Source organism: uncultured Tateyamaria sp., from assembly GCF_947504105.1.
Lineage (GTDB): Bacteria > Pseudomonadota > Alphaproteobacteria > Rhodobacterales > Rhodobacteraceae > Tateyamaria.
Map to the genome: position 1 here is coordinate 1 of NZ_CANNGP010000033.1, position 19,785 is coordinate 19,785.

Annotated in this window: 21 protein-coding genes and 3 pseudogenes; 5 read left to right on the forward strand and 19 right to left on the reverse strand. The window is 56.5% G+C overall.

All coding sequences use genetic code 11. The features are described from left to right. Positions 1–117 (forward strand): annotated as a pseudogene (locus Q1A75_RS17340) (nicotinate-nucleotide diphosphorylase (carboxylating)); the annotation flags it as partial. Positions 118–241: 124 nt separating this feature from the next. Here the strand turns inward: Q1A75_RS17340 and Q1A75_RS17345 are convergent. Continuing rightward, a complete protein-coding gene (locus Q1A75_RS17345) occupies positions 242–1,645 on the reverse strand; it encodes a DUF4158 domain-containing protein (protein ID WP_299555875.1) in 1,404 nt (467 codons plus the stop codon). A gap of 203 nt (positions 1,646–1,848) precedes the next feature. On the opposite strand from Q1A75_RS17345, the gene Q1A75_RS17350 reads away from it, so the two are divergent. Further along, the gene (locus Q1A75_RS17350) at positions 1,849–4,077 is read left to right on the forward strand and encodes a hypothetical protein (protein WP_299555877.1); all 2,229 of its coding nucleotides are present in this window, start codon (positions 1,849–1,851) and stop codon (positions 4,075–4,077) included. Between the two features lie 147 nt (positions 4,078–4,224). After that, the gene (locus Q1A75_RS17355) at positions 4,225–4,461 is read left to right on the forward strand and encodes a helix-turn-helix domain-containing protein (protein ID WP_299555879.1); all 237 of its coding nucleotides are present in this window, start codon (positions 4,225–4,227) and stop codon (positions 4,459–4,461) included. Positions 4,462–4,708: 247 nt separating this feature from the next. On the opposite strand, the pseudogene Q1A75_RS17360 reads toward Q1A75_RS17355, so the two are convergent. Beyond that, positions 4,709–5,029: pseudogene (locus tag Q1A75_RS17360) on the reverse strand (lytic transglycosylase domain-containing protein); the annotation flags it as partial. Between the two features lie 666 nt (positions 5,030–5,695). Between Q1A75_RS17360 and Q1A75_RS17365 the strand changes: the two are divergent. Beyond that, positions 5,696–5,842, forward strand: a pseudogene (locus Q1A75_RS17365) (integrase core domain-containing protein); the annotation flags it as partial. Positions 5,843–5,970: 128 nt separating this feature from the next. On the opposite strand, the gene Q1A75_RS17370 reads toward Q1A75_RS17365, so the two are convergent. After that, positions 5,971–6,396: a hypothetical protein gene (locus Q1A75_RS17370; RefSeq protein WP_299548695.1), complete on the reverse strand. Its 426-nt coding sequence runs from the start codon at positions 6,394–6,396 to the stop codon at positions 5,971–5,973. A 277-nt stretch (positions 6,397–6,673) separates the two neighbouring features. Between Q1A75_RS17370 and Q1A75_RS17375 the strand changes: the two genes are divergently transcribed. Beyond that, positions 6,674–7,612, forward strand: a complete 939-nt coding sequence (locus Q1A75_RS17375; protein ID WP_299548698.1) for a heme o synthase — start codon at positions 6,674–6,676, stop codon at positions 7,610–7,612. Between the two features lie 45 nt (positions 7,613–7,657). On the opposite strand, the gene Q1A75_RS17380 is transcribed toward Q1A75_RS17375, so the two are convergent. From Q1A75_RS17380 to ffh, 16 genes are all read right to left on the reverse strand, one after another. Next, on the reverse strand, positions 7,658–8,008 hold the full coding sequence (locus Q1A75_RS17380; RefSeq protein WP_299548701.1) for a cytochrome C oxidase subunit IV family protein: 351 nt from the start codon (positions 8,006–8,008) through the stop codon (positions 7,658–7,660). A gap of 9 nt (positions 8,009–8,017) precedes the next feature. Further along, positions 8,018–8,725 carry a heme-copper oxidase subunit III family protein gene (locus Q1A75_RS17385; RefSeq protein ID WP_299548703.1) on the reverse strand — a complete coding sequence of 236 codons (708 nt, stop codon included), beginning with the start codon at positions 8,723–8,725 and terminating at the stop codon, positions 8,018–8,020. 9 nt (positions 8,726–8,734) lie between these two features. Beyond that, the gene (locus Q1A75_RS17390) at positions 8,735–9,418 is read right to left on the reverse strand and encodes a hypothetical protein (RefSeq protein ID WP_299548705.1); all 684 of its coding nucleotides are present in this window, start codon (positions 9,416–9,418) and stop codon (positions 8,735–8,737) included. Beyond that, positions 9,415–11,181 (reverse strand): cbb3-type cytochrome c oxidase subunit I, encoded by a 1,767-nt coding sequence (locus Q1A75_RS17395; protein WP_299548707.1) that lies wholly within the window; start codon positions 11,179–11,181, stop codon positions 9,415–9,417. The genes Q1A75_RS17390 and Q1A75_RS17395 overlap by 4 nt, the downstream gene beginning before the upstream one ends. Positions 11,182–11,242: 61 nt before the next feature. Next, positions 11,243–12,073 carry a cytochrome c oxidase subunit II gene (locus Q1A75_RS17400; RefSeq protein ID WP_299548709.1) on the reverse strand — a complete coding sequence of 277 codons (831 nt, stop codon included), beginning with the start codon at positions 12,071–12,073 and terminating at the stop codon, positions 11,243–11,245. A 233-nt stretch (positions 12,074–12,306) separates the two neighbouring features. Continuing rightward, on the reverse strand, positions 12,307–13,173 hold the full coding sequence (locus Q1A75_RS17405) for a DUF2189 domain-containing protein (protein ID WP_299548711.1): 867 nt from the start codon (positions 13,171–13,173) through the stop codon (positions 12,307–12,309). Positions 13,174–13,687: 514 nt separating this feature from the next. Further along, positions 13,688–14,314: a 5,6-dimethylbenzimidazole synthase gene (gene bluB / locus Q1A75_RS17410; protein ID WP_299548713.1), complete on the reverse strand. Its 627-nt coding sequence runs from the start codon at positions 14,312–14,314 to the stop codon at positions 13,688–13,690. Positions 14,315–14,329: 15 nt separating this feature from the next. Next, the gene (gene rpsP, locus Q1A75_RS17415) at positions 14,330–14,734 is read right to left on the reverse strand and encodes a 30S ribosomal protein S16 (RefSeq protein ID WP_299548715.1); all 405 of its coding nucleotides are present in this window, start codon (positions 14,732–14,734) and stop codon (positions 14,330–14,332) included. Between the two features lie 41 nt (positions 14,735–14,775). Next, the gene (locus Q1A75_RS17420; RefSeq protein WP_299548717.1) at positions 14,776–15,072 is read right to left on the reverse strand and encodes a chorismate mutase; all 297 of its coding nucleotides are present in this window, start codon (positions 15,070–15,072) and stop codon (positions 14,776–14,778) included. Further along, complete coding sequence (locus Q1A75_RS17425; RefSeq protein WP_299548719.1) at positions 15,065–15,667, reverse strand: GNAT family N-acetyltransferase; 603 nt, start codon at positions 15,665–15,667, stop codon at positions 15,065–15,067. Before Q1A75_RS17425 ends, Q1A75_RS17420 begins: the two co-directional genes overlap by 8 nt. Continuing rightward, positions 15,667–16,230, reverse strand: a complete 564-nt coding sequence (locus Q1A75_RS17430) for a GNAT family N-acetyltransferase (protein ID WP_299548721.1) — start codon at positions 16,228–16,230, stop codon at positions 15,667–15,669. The genes Q1A75_RS17425 and Q1A75_RS17430 overlap by 1 nt, the downstream gene beginning before the upstream one ends. Then, entirely contained in the window at positions 16,227–16,754 is a 528-nt protein-coding gene (locus Q1A75_RS17435; protein WP_299548724.1) for a GNAT family N-acetyltransferase, read from the reverse strand. The genes Q1A75_RS17430 and Q1A75_RS17435 overlap by 4 nt, the downstream gene beginning before the upstream one ends. Beyond that, on the reverse strand, positions 16,751–17,272 hold the full coding sequence (locus tag Q1A75_RS17440; RefSeq protein WP_299548727.1) for a GNAT family N-acetyltransferase: 522 nt from the start codon (positions 17,270–17,272) through the stop codon (positions 16,751–16,753). The genes Q1A75_RS17435 and Q1A75_RS17440 overlap by 4 nt, the downstream gene beginning before the upstream one ends. Beyond that, positions 17,269–17,781 (reverse strand): GNAT family N-acetyltransferase, encoded by a 513-nt coding sequence (locus tag Q1A75_RS17445; protein WP_299548730.1) that lies wholly within the window; start codon positions 17,779–17,781, stop codon positions 17,269–17,271. The genes Q1A75_RS17440 and Q1A75_RS17445 overlap by 4 nt, the downstream gene beginning before the upstream one ends. Beyond that, on the reverse strand, positions 17,778–18,110 hold the full coding sequence (locus tag Q1A75_RS17450) for an NIPSNAP family protein (RefSeq protein ID WP_299548733.1): 333 nt from the start codon (positions 18,108–18,110) through the stop codon (positions 17,778–17,780). Before Q1A75_RS17450 ends, Q1A75_RS17445 begins: the two co-directional genes overlap by 4 nt. Further along, positions 18,107–19,606 (reverse strand): signal recognition particle protein, encoded by a 1,500-nt coding sequence (ffh, locus tag Q1A75_RS17455; RefSeq protein WP_299548735.1) that lies wholly within the window; start codon positions 19,604–19,606, stop codon positions 18,107–18,109. The genes Q1A75_RS17450 and ffh overlap by 4 nt, the downstream gene beginning before the upstream one ends. Positions 19,607–19,785: the final 179 nt, after the last annotated feature.

Sequence of the window (19,785 nt, forward strand, 5' to 3'; positions counted from 1 at the left end):
AATGTGAAACTGGACCGGGTCGCCTCGATTGCGGCGACGGGTGTGGACTACATATCGTCCGGCGCGCTGACACATTCGGCGCGAGCCGTGGATCTGGGCTTGGACTTCCCAGAGTAAAACACATCCGCAGGTAATGTGGTTCAACATGGATGTTTGCAGTCGCGTCGCAAATAATGTGGTTACATTCGCAAGTAACTCGGTCCCAGCCATTCCGATAGATGCAGTTATTCTGGTCGGAAAATCACGATGTTTGCAGTTCAGAGCGATTATGAATGCAGTTCGCTACCCATAGCCGGTCCCTGTTGGTTTCCGGATTCCGCAAGTGGCCTCGCCATTTTGACTGCGGTTTCAGAAACGGCGATGACCGGCTTGGGATATCTTGCTTGTCGCGGATCACATCTGTCGCTGCAAGCAAGGGTTCCGTCACGCTGGCGCTGGCTATGTCCAAGGCCGCCAGCATTCGCGGGGCATAGAGCTTGAAGCGATGATAGCCTTTCTCGACATAGGCCAGTGCATCCGCCTTGACCGTTTTGCCAAGTGTTCCAGCCCTTGCGACGAGATTTTCCAGCACGCCCCAACCACAGGACGCATCCACAGCACCGGCGACAGCCGCTTCATCGCCTTTTGCCAGCAGTAATGTCGTGCCCAAAGTCTCGAACCCGGCCAAAGTCGCAGCGATCTCTGATTGCGCCTCGGCAACACGGGCATCGCAAATCTTCTTTGCTTCCCGCCAGATCGACCCCACGATCCGATCATGGGTTTCGACGACGGTATCTGCAATGGCAGCTGACCACTCCACGATGCAGGTGGCAAGGATGGCCAAACGGCGATCACTGGTGATGTCTCGAAGTCCATCCGTGAAATACCTTTCGCCTTGGCGGCGCAACTGCGCAACCCGGTGCGCCGGAATGTCGTCTAGGATTGCTGACGGCAACGCTATCCGTTGCAAAAATTCCAAACGGTCGAGCTGGCGGTTGAGATCGGCAGAGTTCTTGCCCACCTCGAACTGTCGCAACCAGATGAACCGGCTGACCCGCCCATCCACCTCTTCGATCAACAGGTTGTCGAGTTGGGTACGCATTTTCGCATCGAGACGAGCGGCAATGCGGGCCTCAATTCTACGTTCAGCGGCGACCAACGCATCTGCACAGTGGCGTTCGATGACCGAAGTTCCCGGCAGAATAATCTGCTGTCTGCGGCATTCTTCTACGAAGCCACGCACCAGAGCCTGACTGGATTGCGCGGCTTCAGCATTTCGGTCCAGCCAGCCCCGCATTTTCTTGGTGCGCTTGCCCGAAAACATCTTGTAACCATACATCTTGCGCAGAGCATCCAGATGTTCCCGGCGGGTCTTTTCCCGTGCGGCATATGGCAGGAGATCATCCGGTTTTAATCCGAGTTGTGCGGCCACAAAGCGGGAAACGGGTTCAGGAATGACTTCACCAGCTTTCAGCAAGCGACCCGGATACCGAAAGGCACAAAGCTGAAGCGCAAAGCCGAGCTGATTTTCAGGTCGCCGCCGGGTGCGGATGTGCTCGATGTCTTCATCATCCAAGGTGTAGTGCTTCAACAGCGAAGCTTCATCGGTAGGAAGATCGAAAAGCGCCGCGCGTTGTCGCGCAGTCAGAACCGCTCGGTGTGCCATCGGATTGTTCTTTCGGTCTTTGAAAGTAGAGCTTCGCGAAAAGCGCGCAGCCGGAACGCTGATCAAGGATTTGATGGCTCACTACAGCCTCTCAAAGGCCACCATCTATCGATATCTAGGCGCAGGAGAAAAATGAGGACCGGTCATCTTTTGTAAACTACAAAACACCAGCCACCACGGAAATCACGCTATAAAGAATATGTATGACTTTTTTAGTCAGGAAATGGTCTATGCACGTTATAACTGGTAGCGAGACTTATAAATTGACACGCATAGAAAACTCTCCACCACCAGCGCTAAATCAAGCGCATCCTTCATCTGTGGAAACAACGCACGAATGGTTGCGGCAGCCTCCTCCGGGTTCAAATCAAGGGGCATCATCTTCTCAAAACCTGGCGATTATGAATATTTTTAAGCGCCTTGAACGGTCAGGAACCCCACAGCATCAATTGGCACAAGCCACTCTGCATGAGTCAAGTACAGCGCAGTTAAATGTTACCGAAGCAGAAATTCAAGCGGCGTTGGAGGCTTATAGTCCCGGGTTAAACAGCGTTTTTTCTGCTCGCACCGCTGGACAGAGCTCTGCGCAAGATCAAATGGTGCCACCCGATGAGGCTAGTGGCATCACTGGAGTAACATCTCGCGAAGCGCTTGATCACGAAATTACACCAATGCAATCAAACCGTGTGGGGACCAGCACCCAAAATAGCACCTCACTATTTGTGCAAAATGTCGTCCAGGACATTCGGGCCACAACAAGCACTGGCACGCTTGCTTCCTTGTTTGGCGATGTTCAAGAAGCTGTTCGAAACTCGGTGAGCCCTGTGATCCGATCCGCTCAAACCATTGGTTCAGCCATAAAGCATTTGATCACTGACGAAATTCCAAAGGACTTCAAAAACGCAGGCCAGTACCACGCGGACTTCGCAATCTTAGAAAAACTTAGTGGCACTCTTTCTGGTGGCGATCCCGAGAATGGTGAAATTGTAACGTTGGAAACCACTGTAGATCGCCTCAGGACTGCGAAAGACAGACTGAACACACTGACCAACCGCAACCGAACCTTAAAGAACAAACTTTCAAAACATATCGATACAACTATTGATCAGCTGCAAAAGCTCAAAGCCAACAGAAACCGCACACCGCAGAGGATCGCTGGCGCTTTAATGGCCGCTACACTCATCCCGGTTGTATCAATTTACGCGTTTGATCAGGGCAAAAAATTGATTGGAAAAGAACCTTCGTTCCGGGGGCCTACAATCATGAATATGGTTGCTAAAGCCCCCCTCAGCGCCGCACGCTTGTGGAGTGCATCCAACTCACCAGCAGCACGAATGGATAGTCTATGGAATACGTTTCGGGATCGGCATGCTTTTGATCTTGTGAAAGCCGCTGTATTTGGAACCCTCAATCTGACAAACAACGAACCTCAACCCTTCGATAAAGAAACTGGAGAAGGCAGCGATGCAGCTGTAATTGGCTTGGCAACTAGCATGGGAGCTGCTCTCTTTGGGTTGTTGACTTACACACAAATGAAGGACGCTGCAGGACACGTTATCAATGCTGTTTTTCGAGGCAGCCAAGAGCCTGATGTAAAACAAGCTGCACAGAACCTATCTGACAGCGGCGCTAATTTATCAGAAGAAGACCGTCTGTCGGTACAAGAGGAGCGGCAGGCATTGCAAGACGTTGGTGGAATACTCAGAGATGTCAATGACTTAATGGGTTCCTTGTATGACAAAGCGGGCATATCCGAAGACGAAGCGAGTGGTGCGAGCAAAGTGCTTCGAGGTCGTATCGGTACTATCAAAACTAATACAACAAACGCATTGCAGACAATCGAAACGGTGCTTGGTCAACCTGTTGGCGAACGACCCGCAAACCAAGATGTTAGTGCAAAAATCGCCTATATGGCAACTGGACTGTCAATTTTGGTCACCAATGCAGCCGTTCAGTTAAACTCCGATCTGACCAATGCTCCTGGTGAATTTGCCAATGCAGCTGTTACGGCAGGCATCATGGGACTTGATGTTAAAAATCCAGATTTGGACCAAAGAGGTATGAGCGAAACCCTCGCCAATTGGGTAGGTTATCAAAGCCTTACTATGATTTTGAATGCGATCAACGGTGGTCAAGAAAGCGCCGAGAAAGGCTCTGGCTTTTTGAGAGATGCAGGTGTTGCAGCGGGAAGTGGCCTCGCAGTTGGACTATTTGGATCAACCGTCACGAGAATAGGGGCGGAGCTTCTGGACAAAATTGTTTCTGCGGTTCGCGCACAGATGCCAGAAATTGATGCCCATGCCGCCCTGGAAGCATTTGCGACCATGTCAAGGCAGCAACCAGTAACCATGCCGGTCGTGTTAACTCAACAAATCACGGACTTTGGCAACGCAGTGTCTCAACAATTCATCCACCGCGCCGCACATCAATGAAACGTTAGACCGATGTTAAAACCAGCTTTGTCTCATCTCGCATTTCTGGCGGCAATAGTTCTTTCTGAAAGAAGAGTAAATTCAGCGAAAATGCCAAAATTCAATGCCTAAAGGGGTTTTCTGCACTCAGCCCCACTCGACCCCAACATGCTCGGAGCCATCGGTCAGTTCGAAACCGAAATCCGCGCCGAGCGTCAAATGGACGGCATCAGAAAAGCAAAGGACAGAGGGGTGCGGTTCGGTAAGCAGCCTGCACTGAACAGCGAACAAATCACAGAACTGCGCGAAAGGCGGGCCCAGGGCACCCTGATCCGAGATCTTATAGTCCGCTACGGCCTCTCAAAGGCCACCATCTACCGATATCTGGCCGAGAACGAAGCCTGATACCCATTCCCGTATCCGCAATCGGGCTTAGCGCCCTATTTTGCACTCAGCCGCACTCGACCCCAAAATCAGTAAATTTTGGCCCCTCCCCTATCGGGGACCGCGCCCTAGGCTGCGGCCGGCAGGCGGCCTCCGCCCCGAGCCTCTACCCCCTGCCCTCCCTGCAGCCCAGGTGCGGTGCGCCCTGTCTCTCTGAGCCAGCGCGCGCCGCGGCCACATGGTCGTTCAGGGGCCAGAGTCTCTTCACAACATAGTTTTGTGTTTCTTTGAAGGGGGGAATACCGCCGTACTTTTGAACCGCTCCTGGACCCGCATTATAGGCAGCGAGGGCGAGTTCAATCGTACCGAACTTGTTGAGTTGTGTAAGAAAGTAGCGCGCGCCGCCATCGAGTTGAAGCTGTGGGTCTTCATAATAGGCTGGGTAGATCCCGAGATCTTTCGCTGTTCCGGGTATGATCTGTGTCAAACCAAATGCAGCCTTCGGGCTACGCGCTCCAATGCTGAAATTGCTTTCCTGCTTGATCAGTGACTGAAACCAAATCCGAAATTCTGTTGGATTGATGCCCGCAAGCGCCGTCAAGAGCGGACCAAGTGAGCCGATATCAACATTGAGGATGGTAGACGTGGGGCCTTTCCGCCAAAGCGCAGTGCGTTGACCCGGAAACTGGCCGCCGAGAAGGTACCCTGCGCAAAAGAAAGCAATAGCGTGCGCAAACCGATGTTAAGGCATCAATAAATCCGCCATATTTTTATAAATTATCATTTAATTACATATATTTAACCTGGTCACGGTTCAAATTTGGCATTTCTTTGAACATGCGCTCTTACCGGCGATTTGACAGTTGATGTTCAATCGCCTTCTAAGGGGCACAGCAGGTTCCGGAACCTTTCATACTTCATAGTCCCGACTTCAATGGATCGTCGGGTGACCGTGCAGGCCCTGCCTGCGCCATGAAAGGTAGCTGGCATGACCCAATCGCAATCCAAGATTCTGTTTCACAATCTGACTTTCCACGACGACCTGCCTAAGCGGCGCGATGTCGAGGCACGGCTCACGAAGTTTCTCAGAACCACCCGCGAGAAAGCGCAGCGCCGTGAGATCGAGGCTGGCCGCATGACAGACGACGACAGGGTCTATCCGTATGACTTGGTAGATGAGGCCGACATGACCCGCATCAAACGCCGAACGATGTGGTTTCTTGATCGCAAGCAAGCTTCAACGGGCATGCACCATCTGACTGAAGATGTTCGTGTCATCGCCGCATGGCGCACCGACTTCAACCACCACCGTCCGCACTCAAGCCTCGCTGGCCTGACACCCGCGGAATATGTTAACCGGTCAAAGAAAGACCAAAACCTGAACAGAGCTAACCTAAAATAGCGGACTCAAGGGGGAGCAGGTCAGTGGCAACAAACTCGCGATCACGGCCGAACAATTAATCAAATTGCAGGAGCCGATACAGGAAAAAGACCGACTCGATGGTAACATGGACCAAAGACAGAGTGATCTTATCCCGGCGTAGCAAAACCACAAAACTTAGTTTCAGTTCCTGAGACTCTTCCCCTCTGAAGAAGCAGGCGGGCCACTTCATTGCGGCCCGCCACGTTCCCGAGCTTCCCAACTGCCGAAGTTGCCGCTTTGGTAGGCAAGAAGGCCGGAGCCAATGATGGCACCCAGCACAGGAGCGGGGCTGATGGGTCGACAACACCAATCAACCCCTGTCTAGCCAAGGCGTCACGGCCCAGATCGAAGCTGGCGAGTTGATAGAGGTCCTTCGTGACTACACACCTCATCGACCGCGCCTTTGTCTGTACTTTCCAAAGCAGCTTAAAGAGATGACCAGCCTTCGAGTGCTCATCGACCGCTTTGCGATTAGTGCTTAAATCATAATACGGCTTTTTTCGCTTTTCAGACATTCGTGCGAACCGCAGCATGAGGTAAAAAGGGCTCTGAGCGAACCTTGGCCGCAATATGCACCAAGGACCGCACAGCCGGACTTAGTTGCCATTCGCCGCATTTGCGCCAGCGTCTGCTTGATGACGCTTCCCTATCGAGCGCTACCATCGAAGAACACTTTGGAATCAGCGCGGTGCATCGTCGCATCACTATCGAAAGCCCCCCATTTGGTTTGTGCTACGGACGACTGGATCAAGAAAATTGCCGCTGGGCCACTGATGCGTTAAGATGAAGTGCCTCGGGAGGAGCGATTAAATGCCGATCGCGGACGGCTTTTTTGCACGTACTGTGCTTAAGTTCAGGTTCAGTCGGGCGGCCCACTTCATCGCGCTTACAAAGCCAAGAGTCATGTCGCTTGCGATCTTCACGGCACTTGTCGGCATGGCTTTGGCCTCGGGGGATTTGTCTTTTGGCAGAGCTGTCATTTCGATTTCGGCGATCGCAATAGGTGCCGGCGCCGCCGGGGCGCTGAACATGTGGTATGACGCACCCATTGACGCAAAGATGGCACGGACTTCGAACCGGCCTTTGCCAGCTGGGGTGGTTTCGTCCACCGAAGCGCTCGTTTTCGGTATGGGACTCGCCACGATCTCCGTCATCGTGCTCGGCTTCTATGCCAACCCGCTTTCCGCAGGTCTGCTGGCGGCAACAATCATCTTTTACAGCGTCTTTTATACGATGTGGCTCAAGTTCGTTACTCCGCAAAACATCGTGATTGGTGGCGCTGCGGGCGCTTTGCCGCCGGTGATCGGATGGACCGCAATTTCGGGTTCGCTGGACTGGGAACCATGGCTGCTGTTTCTGATCATTTTCCTTTGGACGCCGCCACACTTTTGGGCTCTCGCCCTGCTCAAGTCGACCGATTATGCGGCCGCCCGGATACCGATGCTACCTGTTGTGGCGGGTGAGGCTGCGACCAAAAGACAGATTTTTGCCTACACTATTGTGCTTTCCCCCATTGGTGCTGCACCGTCGTTCGTGGGCATGGCGGGACCATTGTACGGCATACTTGCAACAGCGTTGGGCATTGAATTTCTGCGCCGCGCGTGGGTGCTCTTTCGAACACCGATTGATGTATCGCGCGCGCCGGCAAAGTCACTTTTTGTCTTCTCGATCATTTACCTTTACGCCGTCTTCACCGCACTTCTTGTCGACGCAGCCGTCCGATGGCTGTTGCGGTCCGGAGGCTTTTGAAGAGGAGACTGACGCCTCTGAACTTGTTGATCCGATCTGCCCGCCTCAGTGTCCGGAGAAAACGGATATCCGGGTTGCAAGGGTGTAGTCGGACTCGAAAGTCATGATCGCAAGGAAGGCCAAAACGGCCAGCGGCGGCAGCAGGATAGCATAGGCAAGGGCCAGCCGTTCCCACGCTATGTGCATGAAAACGGCAACGATCAGGCCCGCCTTCAAGAGCATGAAGACAATAATCAAGGACCACCGAGCCAACCCCTGCAAGCCAGCGTAGTCGACAAGATAAGAGAAGGCGCTGAGAACGAAGAGTAACCCCCAAACAAGGAAGTAGAGTTTGAGAGGATGTTGCTGCCCCTCGACGTGAGCTGTTGGTGGCTTAAGCGTTGTCGTGTCTGTCATGACCGTTCCTTACCAAAGATAGAAAAACGCAAAGATGAAGACCCAAACCAGATCAACGAAGTGCCAATAGAGCCCCATGATCTCGACCGCCTCATAGTCGCCGGCATCCGATTTTAGCCACGTTCGGCCGGGCCGGTCGAACTCACCTCTCCAGATCTTGGTCGCGATGATGATCAGGAACAGGACGCCGATCGAAACGTGTGTACCGTGGAAACCGGTTATCATGAAAAAACTGGCGCCGAACTGTTCTGCGCCGAAGGGGTTGCCCCAGGGGCGGACACCTTCCTGGATCAGCTTGGTCCATTCGAAAACCTGCATGCCGACAAAGGTCGCGCCCAGAAGTGCAGTAAGATACATGAGCCCGGCAGTCGCCTTGCGCGCGCGGGCATAACCGCACCTCACGGCCATCGCCATTGTCCCGCTTGATGAAATCAGGACGAAAGTCATTATCGCAATCAGAAGAAGTGGCAGGTCTGCGCCGCCCACATGCAATGAAAACACTTCGCTGGTATTGGGCCAGTCAGATTTGGTGGACATGCGGGCCGACATGTACCCGATCAGAAAGATGCTGAAGACGAACGTATCGCTTAGCAGAAAAATCCACATCATCGCCTTGCCCCAAGACACCCGCTTGAACGTGCGCTGGTCCGAGCTCCAGTCCCGTACAAACCCGTCGAGGCCTTCTGGGTGGTCCGTTTGCAAAGTGCTCTCAGCCATAGTGTTCCCTCACGTTAGAATGGTGCGACAGATGTCGAGCAACTGGTTGGCCAGTCCCATGAATAGAAGCAGCAGCCCAATCCACACGACCAGAAGGAAGTCCCAATATGTGGCACAAAGACCTACGTTGAATTTGGTCCGGACTGGGTCGCCTCCACTGCGCGCTATCAAAACACCAAGTGCGAGGATGCCGCCGAGGATATGCAGTCCATGCAGACCGCTCAGCATGTAGAAGAAGCTTGCTGCGGGGCCGGACGCAAGCCCATCTCCCACCACCTGCAACTCTCGCCACGCAAGGAGTTGTCCAACCAAAAAACCGCCGGTCGCCAATCCGGCAATGGTCGTGTCCCGCGTTAGCCGACGCGTATCGCTGCGACGTGTGGCCAGACGCAGGAAAATGCTCGCTATCACCAACAGCGCAGTATTGATCCAGACAACCGGTGGCAGGGTCAACGAGGGCCAGATTTCCAGATCCATCCGCATGATAAATGCGCTGCCGAAAAGGGCGAAAAGCGATCCGATCACAACAAGGAAGACGCCAAGCCCGAGACGCTCGACTGGAAAGCCGGACCTGCCTGCCGCTTCATCCATGGGTCCTGTTTCAAGCCAGGGCTTGGACATCACACCTTGTTGGAGCAGCCACCAGAGTGCCAGCGCAATGATCATTACCAAAAAGGCGAGTATTACGGTCATGTTGGTGCCGTTTGCTGCACCCACGGATCGTCCTGCGCAATGAAATCCTCGGGTGCGCCGGGCACGCTGTAGTCGTAGGCCCAGCGATACACGACGGGAAGTTCATCAGCCCAGTTGCCGTGGCGCGGAGGTGTTTGCGGTGTCTGCCATTCGAGCGATGCCGCACGCCAGGGATTGCCGCCAGCGTCCCGACCGTTACGTGCGCTCCATGCAATATTGAACAGAAACAGGATTTGCGCTGCGCCGACGATGAAGGCGGCAATGCTGATGAATGCGTTCAGACCGTCCACTGGCGTCGTGATGAATGCAGGATCACCAATCTCGGGGTAGCGCCGTGGCACACCGACCAGACCAACGTAATGCATCGGGAAAAAGATCGCGTAGGTTCCGATGAATGTGACCCAGAAATGGATTTGCCCCATGGCCTCGTTCAACATGCGACCGGTCATCAGGGGGTACCAGTGATAAATTGCGCCAAAAATGACCATCAGCGGCGCAACCCCCATCACCATATGAAAGTGCGCGACGACAAACATGGTGTCGGACAGCGGCACATCAACCACCACATTTCCGAGGAAGAGACCAGTGAGACCGCCGTTGACGAAAGTGACCACGAAACTGAGGGCAAAGAGCATGGGCAATGTCAGATGAATGTCACCGCGCCAAAGCGTCAACAGCCAATTGTAGACCTTGATCGCCGTTGGCACCGCGATGATCAGCGTCGTCGTGGCAAAGAAGAAACCGAAATACGGATGCATCCCCGAGACATACATGTGATGCGCCCAGACGATGAAGGACAGTGCACCGATGATAACAATGGCCCAGACCATCATCCGGTATCCGAACACATTCTTACGAGCATGTACGCTGATCAGGTCCGACACGATACCAAAGGCCGGGAGTGCCACGATGTAGACTTCGGGGTGACCGAAGAACCAGAACAGATGCTGGAACACGATCGGGCTACCGCCTCCGTAAGACAGCTGCTCACCCATTTCGACAAGCGTTGGCATAAAGAAACTTGTGCTAAGCAGGCGGTCGAATAACATCATCACACAAGCAACAAACAAGGCCGGAAATGCGAGCAATGCCATTACCGTCGCGGTGAAGATGCCCCAAACTGTCAGCGGCATCCGCATCAAGGTCATGCCACGGGTCCGTGCCTGAAGAACTGTCACGACGTAGTTCAGACCGCCCATCGTGAAGCCGATAATAAAGAGGATCAGTGAAAGCAGCATCAGAATGATACCTGCATCCTGTCCACCCGGTGTCCCGCTCAGGATCGCTTGTGGTGGGTAAAGCGTCCAGCCCGCCCCCGTGGGGCCGCCGGGCACAAAGAAGCTCGCGACCAGCACCAGAACGGCCAAAAGGTAAACCCAGTAGCTCAGCATGTTCACGAAAGGGAACACCATGTCACGGGCCCCGACCATTAGCGGGATCAGGTAGTTGCCAAAGCCGCCAAGAAAGATCGCGGTCAGCAGGTAGATCACCATGATCATCCCGTGCATAGTGATGAACTGATAATAGGCCTCGGCCGAGAATGAAAAAACGTCCGGAAACCCCAGTTGCAGGCGCACCAGCCAGGACAGGACCAAGGCCACCAACCCTATCGCGATCGCAGTGGCTGAGTACTGGATTGCGATGTATTTCGCATCTTGCGAGAACACCCACCGCCCGATCCACGTGTGCGGATGCGGTGGATGGACGTCCGGCACTTCTGCCGGCGGGACCTGTTCATCGGGCCGATAGGGGATATTGGCCATTTATGCTCCTCCTAGCCGAAACGGCTTGGCTTGTCGGGCGGCGGAGCAACTTTGAAAGTTTCTATTGTTCAGGGTCGCTGCTCGCGGTCCTAACCCTTCTTTCCTCCCAAAGCTCTGCAAAGGTTCGCTGCTCCTGCAGCCAGGCTTGATACTCTGTCTCCTCTTGGATTTGCACGTAGCCGCGCATGTGGCCGTGACCGACACCGCACAGTTCTGCACATAAAACCTCGAACTCACCGATCCGCGTCGGCGTGAACCAGAAGTAGGTGACCATCCCGGGCACCATATCCATCTTGGCGCGAAACTCGGGCACGTAGAAATTGTGAAGAACATCGACCGACCGAAGAACCATCTTCACCGGTTTCCCAATCGGAAGGTACAAATCGTCTGATTCAATGATGATATCGTCCTGCCCAAAGCGGTCGAATGGACTGATCCCGAGAGGATTATCCGGACCGACCAAGGCCGCATCCGACGTCCCCAGACGGCCATCCTCACCAGGCAAGCGAAAACTCCACGACCATTGCTGCGCAAAAACCTCAACTTCGGTGGCATCATCCGGAACGGTCACAAACTGCTTCCAGACGACAAGGCCCGGGGCCAGCATCGCGGCCACTCCCAACCCTGTGACCACGGTCAGCCAAATCTCCAGTCGCCTGTTTTCCGGCTCGAACGCGGCGACCCGCCCCGGTTCGTGACGAAACCGCCAAACACAATACGCCATGAATAGGATGACGGCCGTTAATACAAACCCGGTGATCCAGAAGGTGATAACGAGGGTCGCGTCGATATATTCCCAGTTTGACGCAATAGGGGTCCACCACCATGGGCTAAGCAGGTGGAACAGGATTGACCCTACAACTACGACAACCAGAGCGATTACGACGACCATGACGCGCCTTTCCTCAGCTCAACCGCGCACAGGCACATAAGCCATCTGTCGCGACTGTTGCGCCAAATTGTATCACAAATCGTGAATTCGGGGTACCTCAGAAGTAAGGCGCTGAAATAAATGAGAAAAGATGCGTCGTGTTGAGGCGTTCGCGGCCATATCGGCGATCCGTGCCAACCTTCCTAGATGAACTTCCCAAAGTCACCATTTGGCGGTTTTCCTGAGCGTTCAGCCTATTGGGCTACCGCCCGTCGATATAGGTGCCACGTCGCATGTCCGAGGATCGGGAAAGCGAAGATAAGCCCAAGAAACAATGGTATCGTCCCTATGGCAAGGAATGTCGCCACAATAAGCCCCCATACCGCCACGGTCACCGGGTTCTTTCGCGTCAGTTCCAACGACGTTGCGATTGCGACGGGGACACCAACATGGCGGTGCAATGCCAGCGGTATCGAGACAACGGTCATTGCAAGCGTAGCTGCCGCAAAGACAAACCCCGCTGCGCAACCGACGATCAGCATCGTCCACCCAGGACCGGTCGTGAAGACATCCACAAAGAACGTCCGTGCGGAAGCAGGTGCCTCTGGCCCCAAGGTCAAGCTAAAGATCAGATAAGCTGTCAACATCCAGGCTATGAACATTAACACCAGACCAAGACCTATCGTGAGCACGGCTGCTATGGCCGGTGATCCCATGACACCAAGAGCGGCGCGAAAGCCTGCCGGCTCTCCTTTTTCTCGGCAACGGCTCATCTCGTATAGACCAACGGCGGCAATCGGTCCCAGCAACGCAAAACCTGACATCAGCGGGAACAGTAAAGGCAGTAGTTCGCGCTGGAAGGCGAAGGTTGCAAGGCAGAGCCCGACAATGGGATAGAGAATAACGATGAAAAGCACATCCGTGCGAAGCGCCCCAAAGTCTTCCGCTCCTTTCCTGAGCGCAACCCGTAGATCTTCGATGCTTATCTGGTTCACTGTTGGGTGTGCTTGCGGATCACCCCCAATTTCATGAGCCGCATCCTGGGTATAATGTGAAGCATTGCCGAGAACGTGCAGCGCCCAAGAAAGGGGATTTCCGATTGTTTTGATTGGCTTCACCATTTGCAGACCCCTCCTCTCGAGAGTAGGTAGGCGCCGACCGATCAAATCGTACGCCGGTCGAACACCGGTTACTTACATGATACCATGATGCGACCGATCGGCACACCCAAATTTCCACGATGTCGTTGGATCCGCTCAAACCGAACCTCATTCAGTCGCCAAAACCGCCACTCTCCCGGACAAAATTTCAGTAGATCTGACAGCACACTGTATAATCAAACACATGCTAATGATGTCCTCAGTTGATGCAAATTCTTGGCAAACGTTTTGAGGTACCACGCTGCTCCGTCCACATCGACACTGTTCGACTGAGGAGGCTTGGCGTGGCTGCTTCCTGAATGGTGAACCCGATATTCCGGCCCTGATCTGATACGCCGATGTTGGGTTTCTGATCCTTTTAGAGCGCTCACGCGCCTTGCACCTGTTTTGTTAGGTGCCTGGCAACTAGGCGAAAGTCATCACCAGAAACAGTGTTTGATGTGCGAAAACCCTTGGCCCGTACAGACCTGGCTGGTCAGCGCGTCTCTATGATCAGGTCGTGCCGGTGTTCCCATCCGACGCGTTCGAGTTCGGGCGTGTCGGATTGTTCCTCGGGCCAGCCGACGCACATATAGGCGACCAGAGACCAACCCTTGGGTACGCTGAGATCGTGGCACAATTGGACGGGATCAAGGATCGACACCCAGCCCATTCCCAAGCCTTCTGATCGGGCCGCGAGCCACATGAGTGTGACGGCCCCCACCACGGAATAGCGTCGCATTTCGGGCATGGTGCCTGCGCCAAGGCCGTGGCCTTGTTCCGTGCTGTCGTTGCAGAAAATAGCAAGATGTTCTGGTGCTTCGGCCATGCCGGACAGTTTGAGTTGGCTGTAGCTGGCGGCCTGTTCGCCATCGTACCCGGCCAGCGCTTGCGCGTTGGCGGCTTTGTAGTTCTCAAGCGCTGCGGCGCGGGCCGTTTCGCTTTGCACGCGGATGATGCGCCAGGGTTCGGACAGGCCCACGGAAGGGGCCAGCCGAAATGTGTCGAGGCAGCGCATCAGCACTGCCTCGTCCACGGGATCGGTGCGGAAGCGGCGCACATCGCGCCGCCACGCCATCAGGTTCAGAAGCTGGCTGCGAAACTCATCTGGAAATGTGTCCACAGCGCCAACCCCTGATTACTCTGCTGTTTCTTCGGCCGGTGCTTCTTCGGCAGGCGCTTCTTCAGCAGGTGCTGCGGCAGCTTCAGCAGCCTTGGCGGCTTTCTCTTCCGCGCGCTCTTTGGCCTTGGCGCCGGGCTCACCCTTGTTGGGGTTGTTGCGTTCTTTTTTCTCAAGCACGCCTGCGGCTTCCAGCATGCGGCTGATGCGGTCGGTGGGCTGTGCGCCCTCACCCAGCCAGTACTGAATGCGTTCCATGTTCATTTTCACGCGCTCTTCGCTGTCTTTGGGCAGCAGGGGGTTATATGTGCCCAGCTTTTCGATGTAGCGGCCGTCGCGTGGCATGCGGCTGTCGGCCGCCACGATGCGGTAGAAGGGACGCTTTTTCGAGCCACCACGGGCAAGACGGATTTTCATGGCCATTGTTGTTTCTCCTTTGAATGGCGTTTCAGGCTACCAGCCTGTTATTCTTGGTGTTTCTTGTGGTGCTGAATGACTTCAGCGATGATGAAGTTCAGGAACTTCTTGGCGAATTCGGGGTCCAGATCGGCCCGGTTCGCCAAATCTTCGAGCCGAGCGATCTGCGCGGCTTCGCGCGTGGGATCGGAGGGCAGAAGGTCGTGTGTGGCCTTGAGTTTCCCCACGGCCTGCGTGTGTTTGAACCGCTCGCCCAGGGTGTAGACGAGGATGGCATCGAGCCGGTCGATGCTGGCGCGGTGGTCGGCCAGCACTTCGGCGGCCTTGGAAATGGCATCAGTCAAGCGCCCATCCTTTCGGTTTGAACATCGGGTCGGCGTAGTGGCCGATTTCCATTTCGATCCCGTGCGCCAGTTGGCTGCCATCAAGCGCTGCGGGTGTGGGGTGGCGGTAGACGGCGTCAGAGCCGTCGATGGTTTGCGCGTCCTTGTCTTTGACCGCGCCCAACCGTTCGGCCAACCGGATGCTGTCGAGGTTCATTGGGTCGATATAGCTGACCGCACCGTCCCAACCGCCCGCGTAGTAGTGCGCGCGTACGGCATGCGTGGCTTCAAGCGCATAGCCCTTGCCCGCCTTGTCGGGCCAGATGATCCAGGCGATTTCCCGTTCGGGCCAGCCCGCAGGCTGCCAGCCCCCGGCCATGCCATAGGTATCATCCGTATCCTTGTCGTGGATCATCCACATGCCGAAGCCGCGGATGTCCCAGTGCCCGATCTCGGCAGCATAGAGCATCCATGCCTCGTAGGGGTTCAATGGCCCCCCCATGAAGCGGGAGCGGTAGGAGGCGAAGGTCGCCTTGAAGTTCGGATAATCCTCGGGCTGTGGGCCGCGCAGGACCAGCCGCCGGGTTTCGATGGTTGGGATAGAGGTGTGGGACATCACATCACCTCTCGCACATAACGGTAGATCAGCGTCGTTTCGCCATCTTCCGTGATCTCGCCATCGGGCAAGCCGCCGAGGCGTTGCGCCAGTTTGATCGAACGTGCGTTGGCGGGGTCGATGTAGCTGACCAGTGTGGACCAACCGAGTGTATCGAAGGCGTGGGTGAGGGCAGCTTGGGCAGCTTCAAAACCGATGCCCATGCCTTCGGCTTTTTCGGTGAGCATAAAGCCCAGTTCCGGTTCCTGATCGCCCGCTTCAAACCCCAGCAAGACAAAGCCGGAAATGTCGCCGGCATGGCCGATGGTCCAGAGACCGTGTCCGTGCAAGAGCCACGTGGAGGTCATCTGGGAGAAGTCGGTCCATGCGTCTTCGCGGCTCATCGGGCCGCCGATGTGCTCGCCACGGCCCGAGCAGGCGATCTGCGCATATGTGTCGAAATCGGTCACGCGGGGCGCGCGCAGCAGCAGCCGGTCGGTCGACAGCGTGGGCAGATGGCCTTGCAGAGCGATGGCAAACAGGGCTGCTGGCCCGTTGCGCGGTGTTTCGCAGGGAAGGGTCATGCCCGCCCCTCCGGTCCCGGGTGGCGCCACAGCTGCATGGGGCCGTGGCGTTCGTGGGTGAAATCGCTGTCATACGTGGCGCCCAGGCGTTCAGCCACGCGGCGCGACCCTTCGTTGTCAATTGCGATCAGGCTTGTGAGTGTCGTCCATCCCAGCGTGTTGTAGGCGTAGCTGCGGGCTGCGATTGCGGCTTCGGTCGCATAACCTTTGCCCGTTGCGCCATCAAACAAGTCCCAACCCAGTTCACGCTCGGGGAAGCCTTCGGGGTGCCAGAGACCAACGATGCCCAAGGGGGTGTTTGTTGTTTTTTCGATCAGGGTCCAACGGCCAAAGCCGCGCAGCACCCAATGCCCTGCTTCCAGCGCCAGTGCGCGCCAGCTAAGCTCGCGGCTTTGCGGTCCGCCGACGAAACTGGAACGAGGCGAGGCATAGAATGCGGCCAGCGCATCAAAGTCCGACAGCTCGGGCGCACGCAGGATCAGGCGCTCGGTCTCGAGCGTGGGGGCGGAGAACGTAACGGTCATGCCGCGGGCCCCGGGTGGCGGTAGACATAGGCCTCTTTGCCCGGCTCTTCGGCGGTGTCATCGCGTACAGCACCGAGGCGTTCGGCAAGGGCGACCGAGGCGTCGTTGCCATGGGCGATGTAGCTGACGATGGTGTCCCATTTCAGCGTTGTCCAAGCGTGGTCGATACAGGCGGTTGCCGCTTCGAATGCAATGCCTTTGCCTTCGTGCTTGGCGTCGAAGAGGCCCCAGCCGACTTCTTTTTCGGGCCATGTGTTTGGATACCAGTGGCCGACGATGCCAAGGGGTGTGTCGTCATTGTGGAACGTGACCACGAACATGCCAAAGTCGTTCATCACCCAGTGGCCTATTTCGGTGCAGAAGAAGTTCCAACCTTGTCGGTCGGTCATGGGGCCGCCCACGAATTGGGAGCGGTCGGTTTTGTAGAAGTCGATGAAGGGTTGCGCGTCCTGCGGTTGTGGCGCGCGCAGGGTCAGCCGTTCAGTTGTAAGGGTTGGGGTGCCGGTGAGGGTGATCATGCGCCCCTCCGGTGACGGAAGACCGCCGTTTCTGCGGGCGTTTCGCCGTCGGGTAGGGGGGCGTCTGGGTCGTGCGTTGCACCGAGCTTGGCGGCGAGGGCCTCGGACCGGGTGTTGCCGGGCGTGATGTAGCTGACGACGCTTTGTGCGTCGGTGTTGGTCCAATACCAGTTCCGGGCGGCGCGGGCGGCTTCGGTGGCGAACCCTTTGCCTTCCGCCGCGCCTGTCAGGGTCCAGCCGAGTTCCGGCTCAGGGAAGCGGTCGGGATGCGAGATACCGACGTCGCCCATGAACGCACCAGTGTTGCGATCTGTGATCATCCAAACGCCAAAGCCGTCGAGCGGCCAGCTGGCAAGGTTCATGGCAAAGAGCCGCCACGCGGCGGCGCGGTCAAAGGGGCCACCCATGAACACGGCGCGGTCCGAGGCGAGCATGTCAGCGAACGCGTCGAAATCGTCGCGCCGCGCGCCGCGCAGGATCAGCCGGTCTGTGGTGACGGTCGGGATCATAGGCCCAGTTCCTCGACCGTTGCGCCTTTGAGCAGGGGCTTGGTGAAGGAGCGATCGTAGCGGCGGATGCACTTGGCTTCTGTCGCGAACTTGTAGGCCTTGAGACAATCGGGATCGTCCCACATGGCCGCGCGGTAGGCTTCGTAGTCGGCAAGCGAGGCAAAGGAAAAGTGGCAATAGGCGATGTCGTTCGGGCCCTCATAGGGCATGTGATAGCCGTGATGGGTGCCGCCCATTTCCGGGATCTTCTTCAGCCAGAACCGCGCATAGATCTCGAAGGCGTCGAGCTTGTCGGGGTTAATTTCGTATCGGACGGTGCAGGAGATCATTTCTTCTTCCCGAACCCGCTGAGACCCGGGGGCAGGGGCATACCGCCGCCAAGGCCCGGCAGACCGCCGGGCATCTTGCCGCCAAGCTGTTTGGCTGCCGCCTCAAGCTGGGCCTGATCCATGTTGCCCATGTCAGGCATGCCGCCGCCTTTGCCCATCATGGCCTGCATGGCTTTCTTCATCATGCCGCCTTTGCCCTTGCCGAGCTTTTTCATCATGTCCGACATCTGGCGGTGCATCTTGAGCAGCTTATTGAGGTCGCTGACCTGCATGCCTGAGCCTGCAGCGATGCGTTTCTTGCGGGACGCTTGCAGGATCTGCGGCGCGGCGCGTTCCTTTTTCGTCATGGACTGGATCATGGCGATCTGCTGCTTGAGGATCTTGTCGTCAAAGCCCGCGTCCTGCACCTGTTTGGCCATTTTGCCCATGCCGGGCATCATACCCATCATGCCTTCCATGCCGCCCATCTTGATCATCTGTTCAAGCTGCATCTTCAGGTCGTTCATGTTGAACTGACCTTTGGCCATGCGCTTCATCATCTTTTCGGCCTGTTCGGCCTCGATGGTTTCCTGCGCTTTTTCGACAAGGCTGACGATGTCGCCCATGCCGAGGATGCGGCCCGCGATGCGTTCCGGCTCGAAGGTTTCGAGGGCGTCCATCTTTTCGCCCAAGCCGACGAACTTGATGGGCTTGCCAGTGACGGCGCGCATCGACAGGGCGGCACCACCGCGCCCGTCGCCGTCCATCCGGGTGAGCACAACGCCCGAGATGCCGATGCGGTCATCGAAGTTCTGGGCGGTGTTCACCGCATCCTGACCGGTCAGGCCGTCCACCACGAGGATGGTTTCGCGGGGTGTTGCGACGTCGCGGACTTGTTCAACCTGCGTCATCAACTCTTCGTCGATGGAGAGGCGACCGGCGGTGTCGAGCATGTAGACGTCGTAGCCGCCCATGCTGGCCTGGGTCTTGGCCCGTTTGGCGATCTGGACGGGGTTCTCGCCCTTCACAATCGGCAGGGTGTCGACGCCGATCTGCGCGCCGAGGATTGCCAGCTGTTCCATGGCCGCGGGGCGGTTCACGTCGAGCGACGCCATAAGCACGCGCTTGCCATCGCGTTCGGTCAGGCGTTTGGCCAGCTTGGCGGTCGTTGTCGTCTTACCGCCGCCCTGCAGGCCGACCATCAGGATCGGGGCAGGGGGGCTGTCGATTTTCAGAGCGCCGGGGTCACCCTCGCCCTTGAGCGTGTCGATCAGCGCGTCGTGCACGATCTTGACGACTTGCTGGCCGGGGGTGACGGATTTGGTGACGGCCTGGCCTGTTGCCTGTTCCTGCACGGCCTTGACGAAGTCACGGGCGACGGGCAGCGACACGTCCGCTTCCAGCAGGGCCACGCGCACCTCGCGCAGGGCGGTTTTGACGTCTTCCTCGGACAGTGCACCCTGTTTGGTCAGCCGGTCGAAGACACCGGAGAGGCGTTCGGAGAGATTTTCAAACATGGGCCATCATCCTTTCGACCGTTGACGTTTGCCTGACAGGTAAGTGCAGGCGGTGCAGACCCCAAGGAAATGGCCCAAACGAAAAGCACCCCCGTGGGCGCAACGCGCTGACGGAGGGCGATCCCGGGATATCCCAAGGGACCGGAAGCTTACGAACTTCCGGGTGTTGTGGGGGGCAA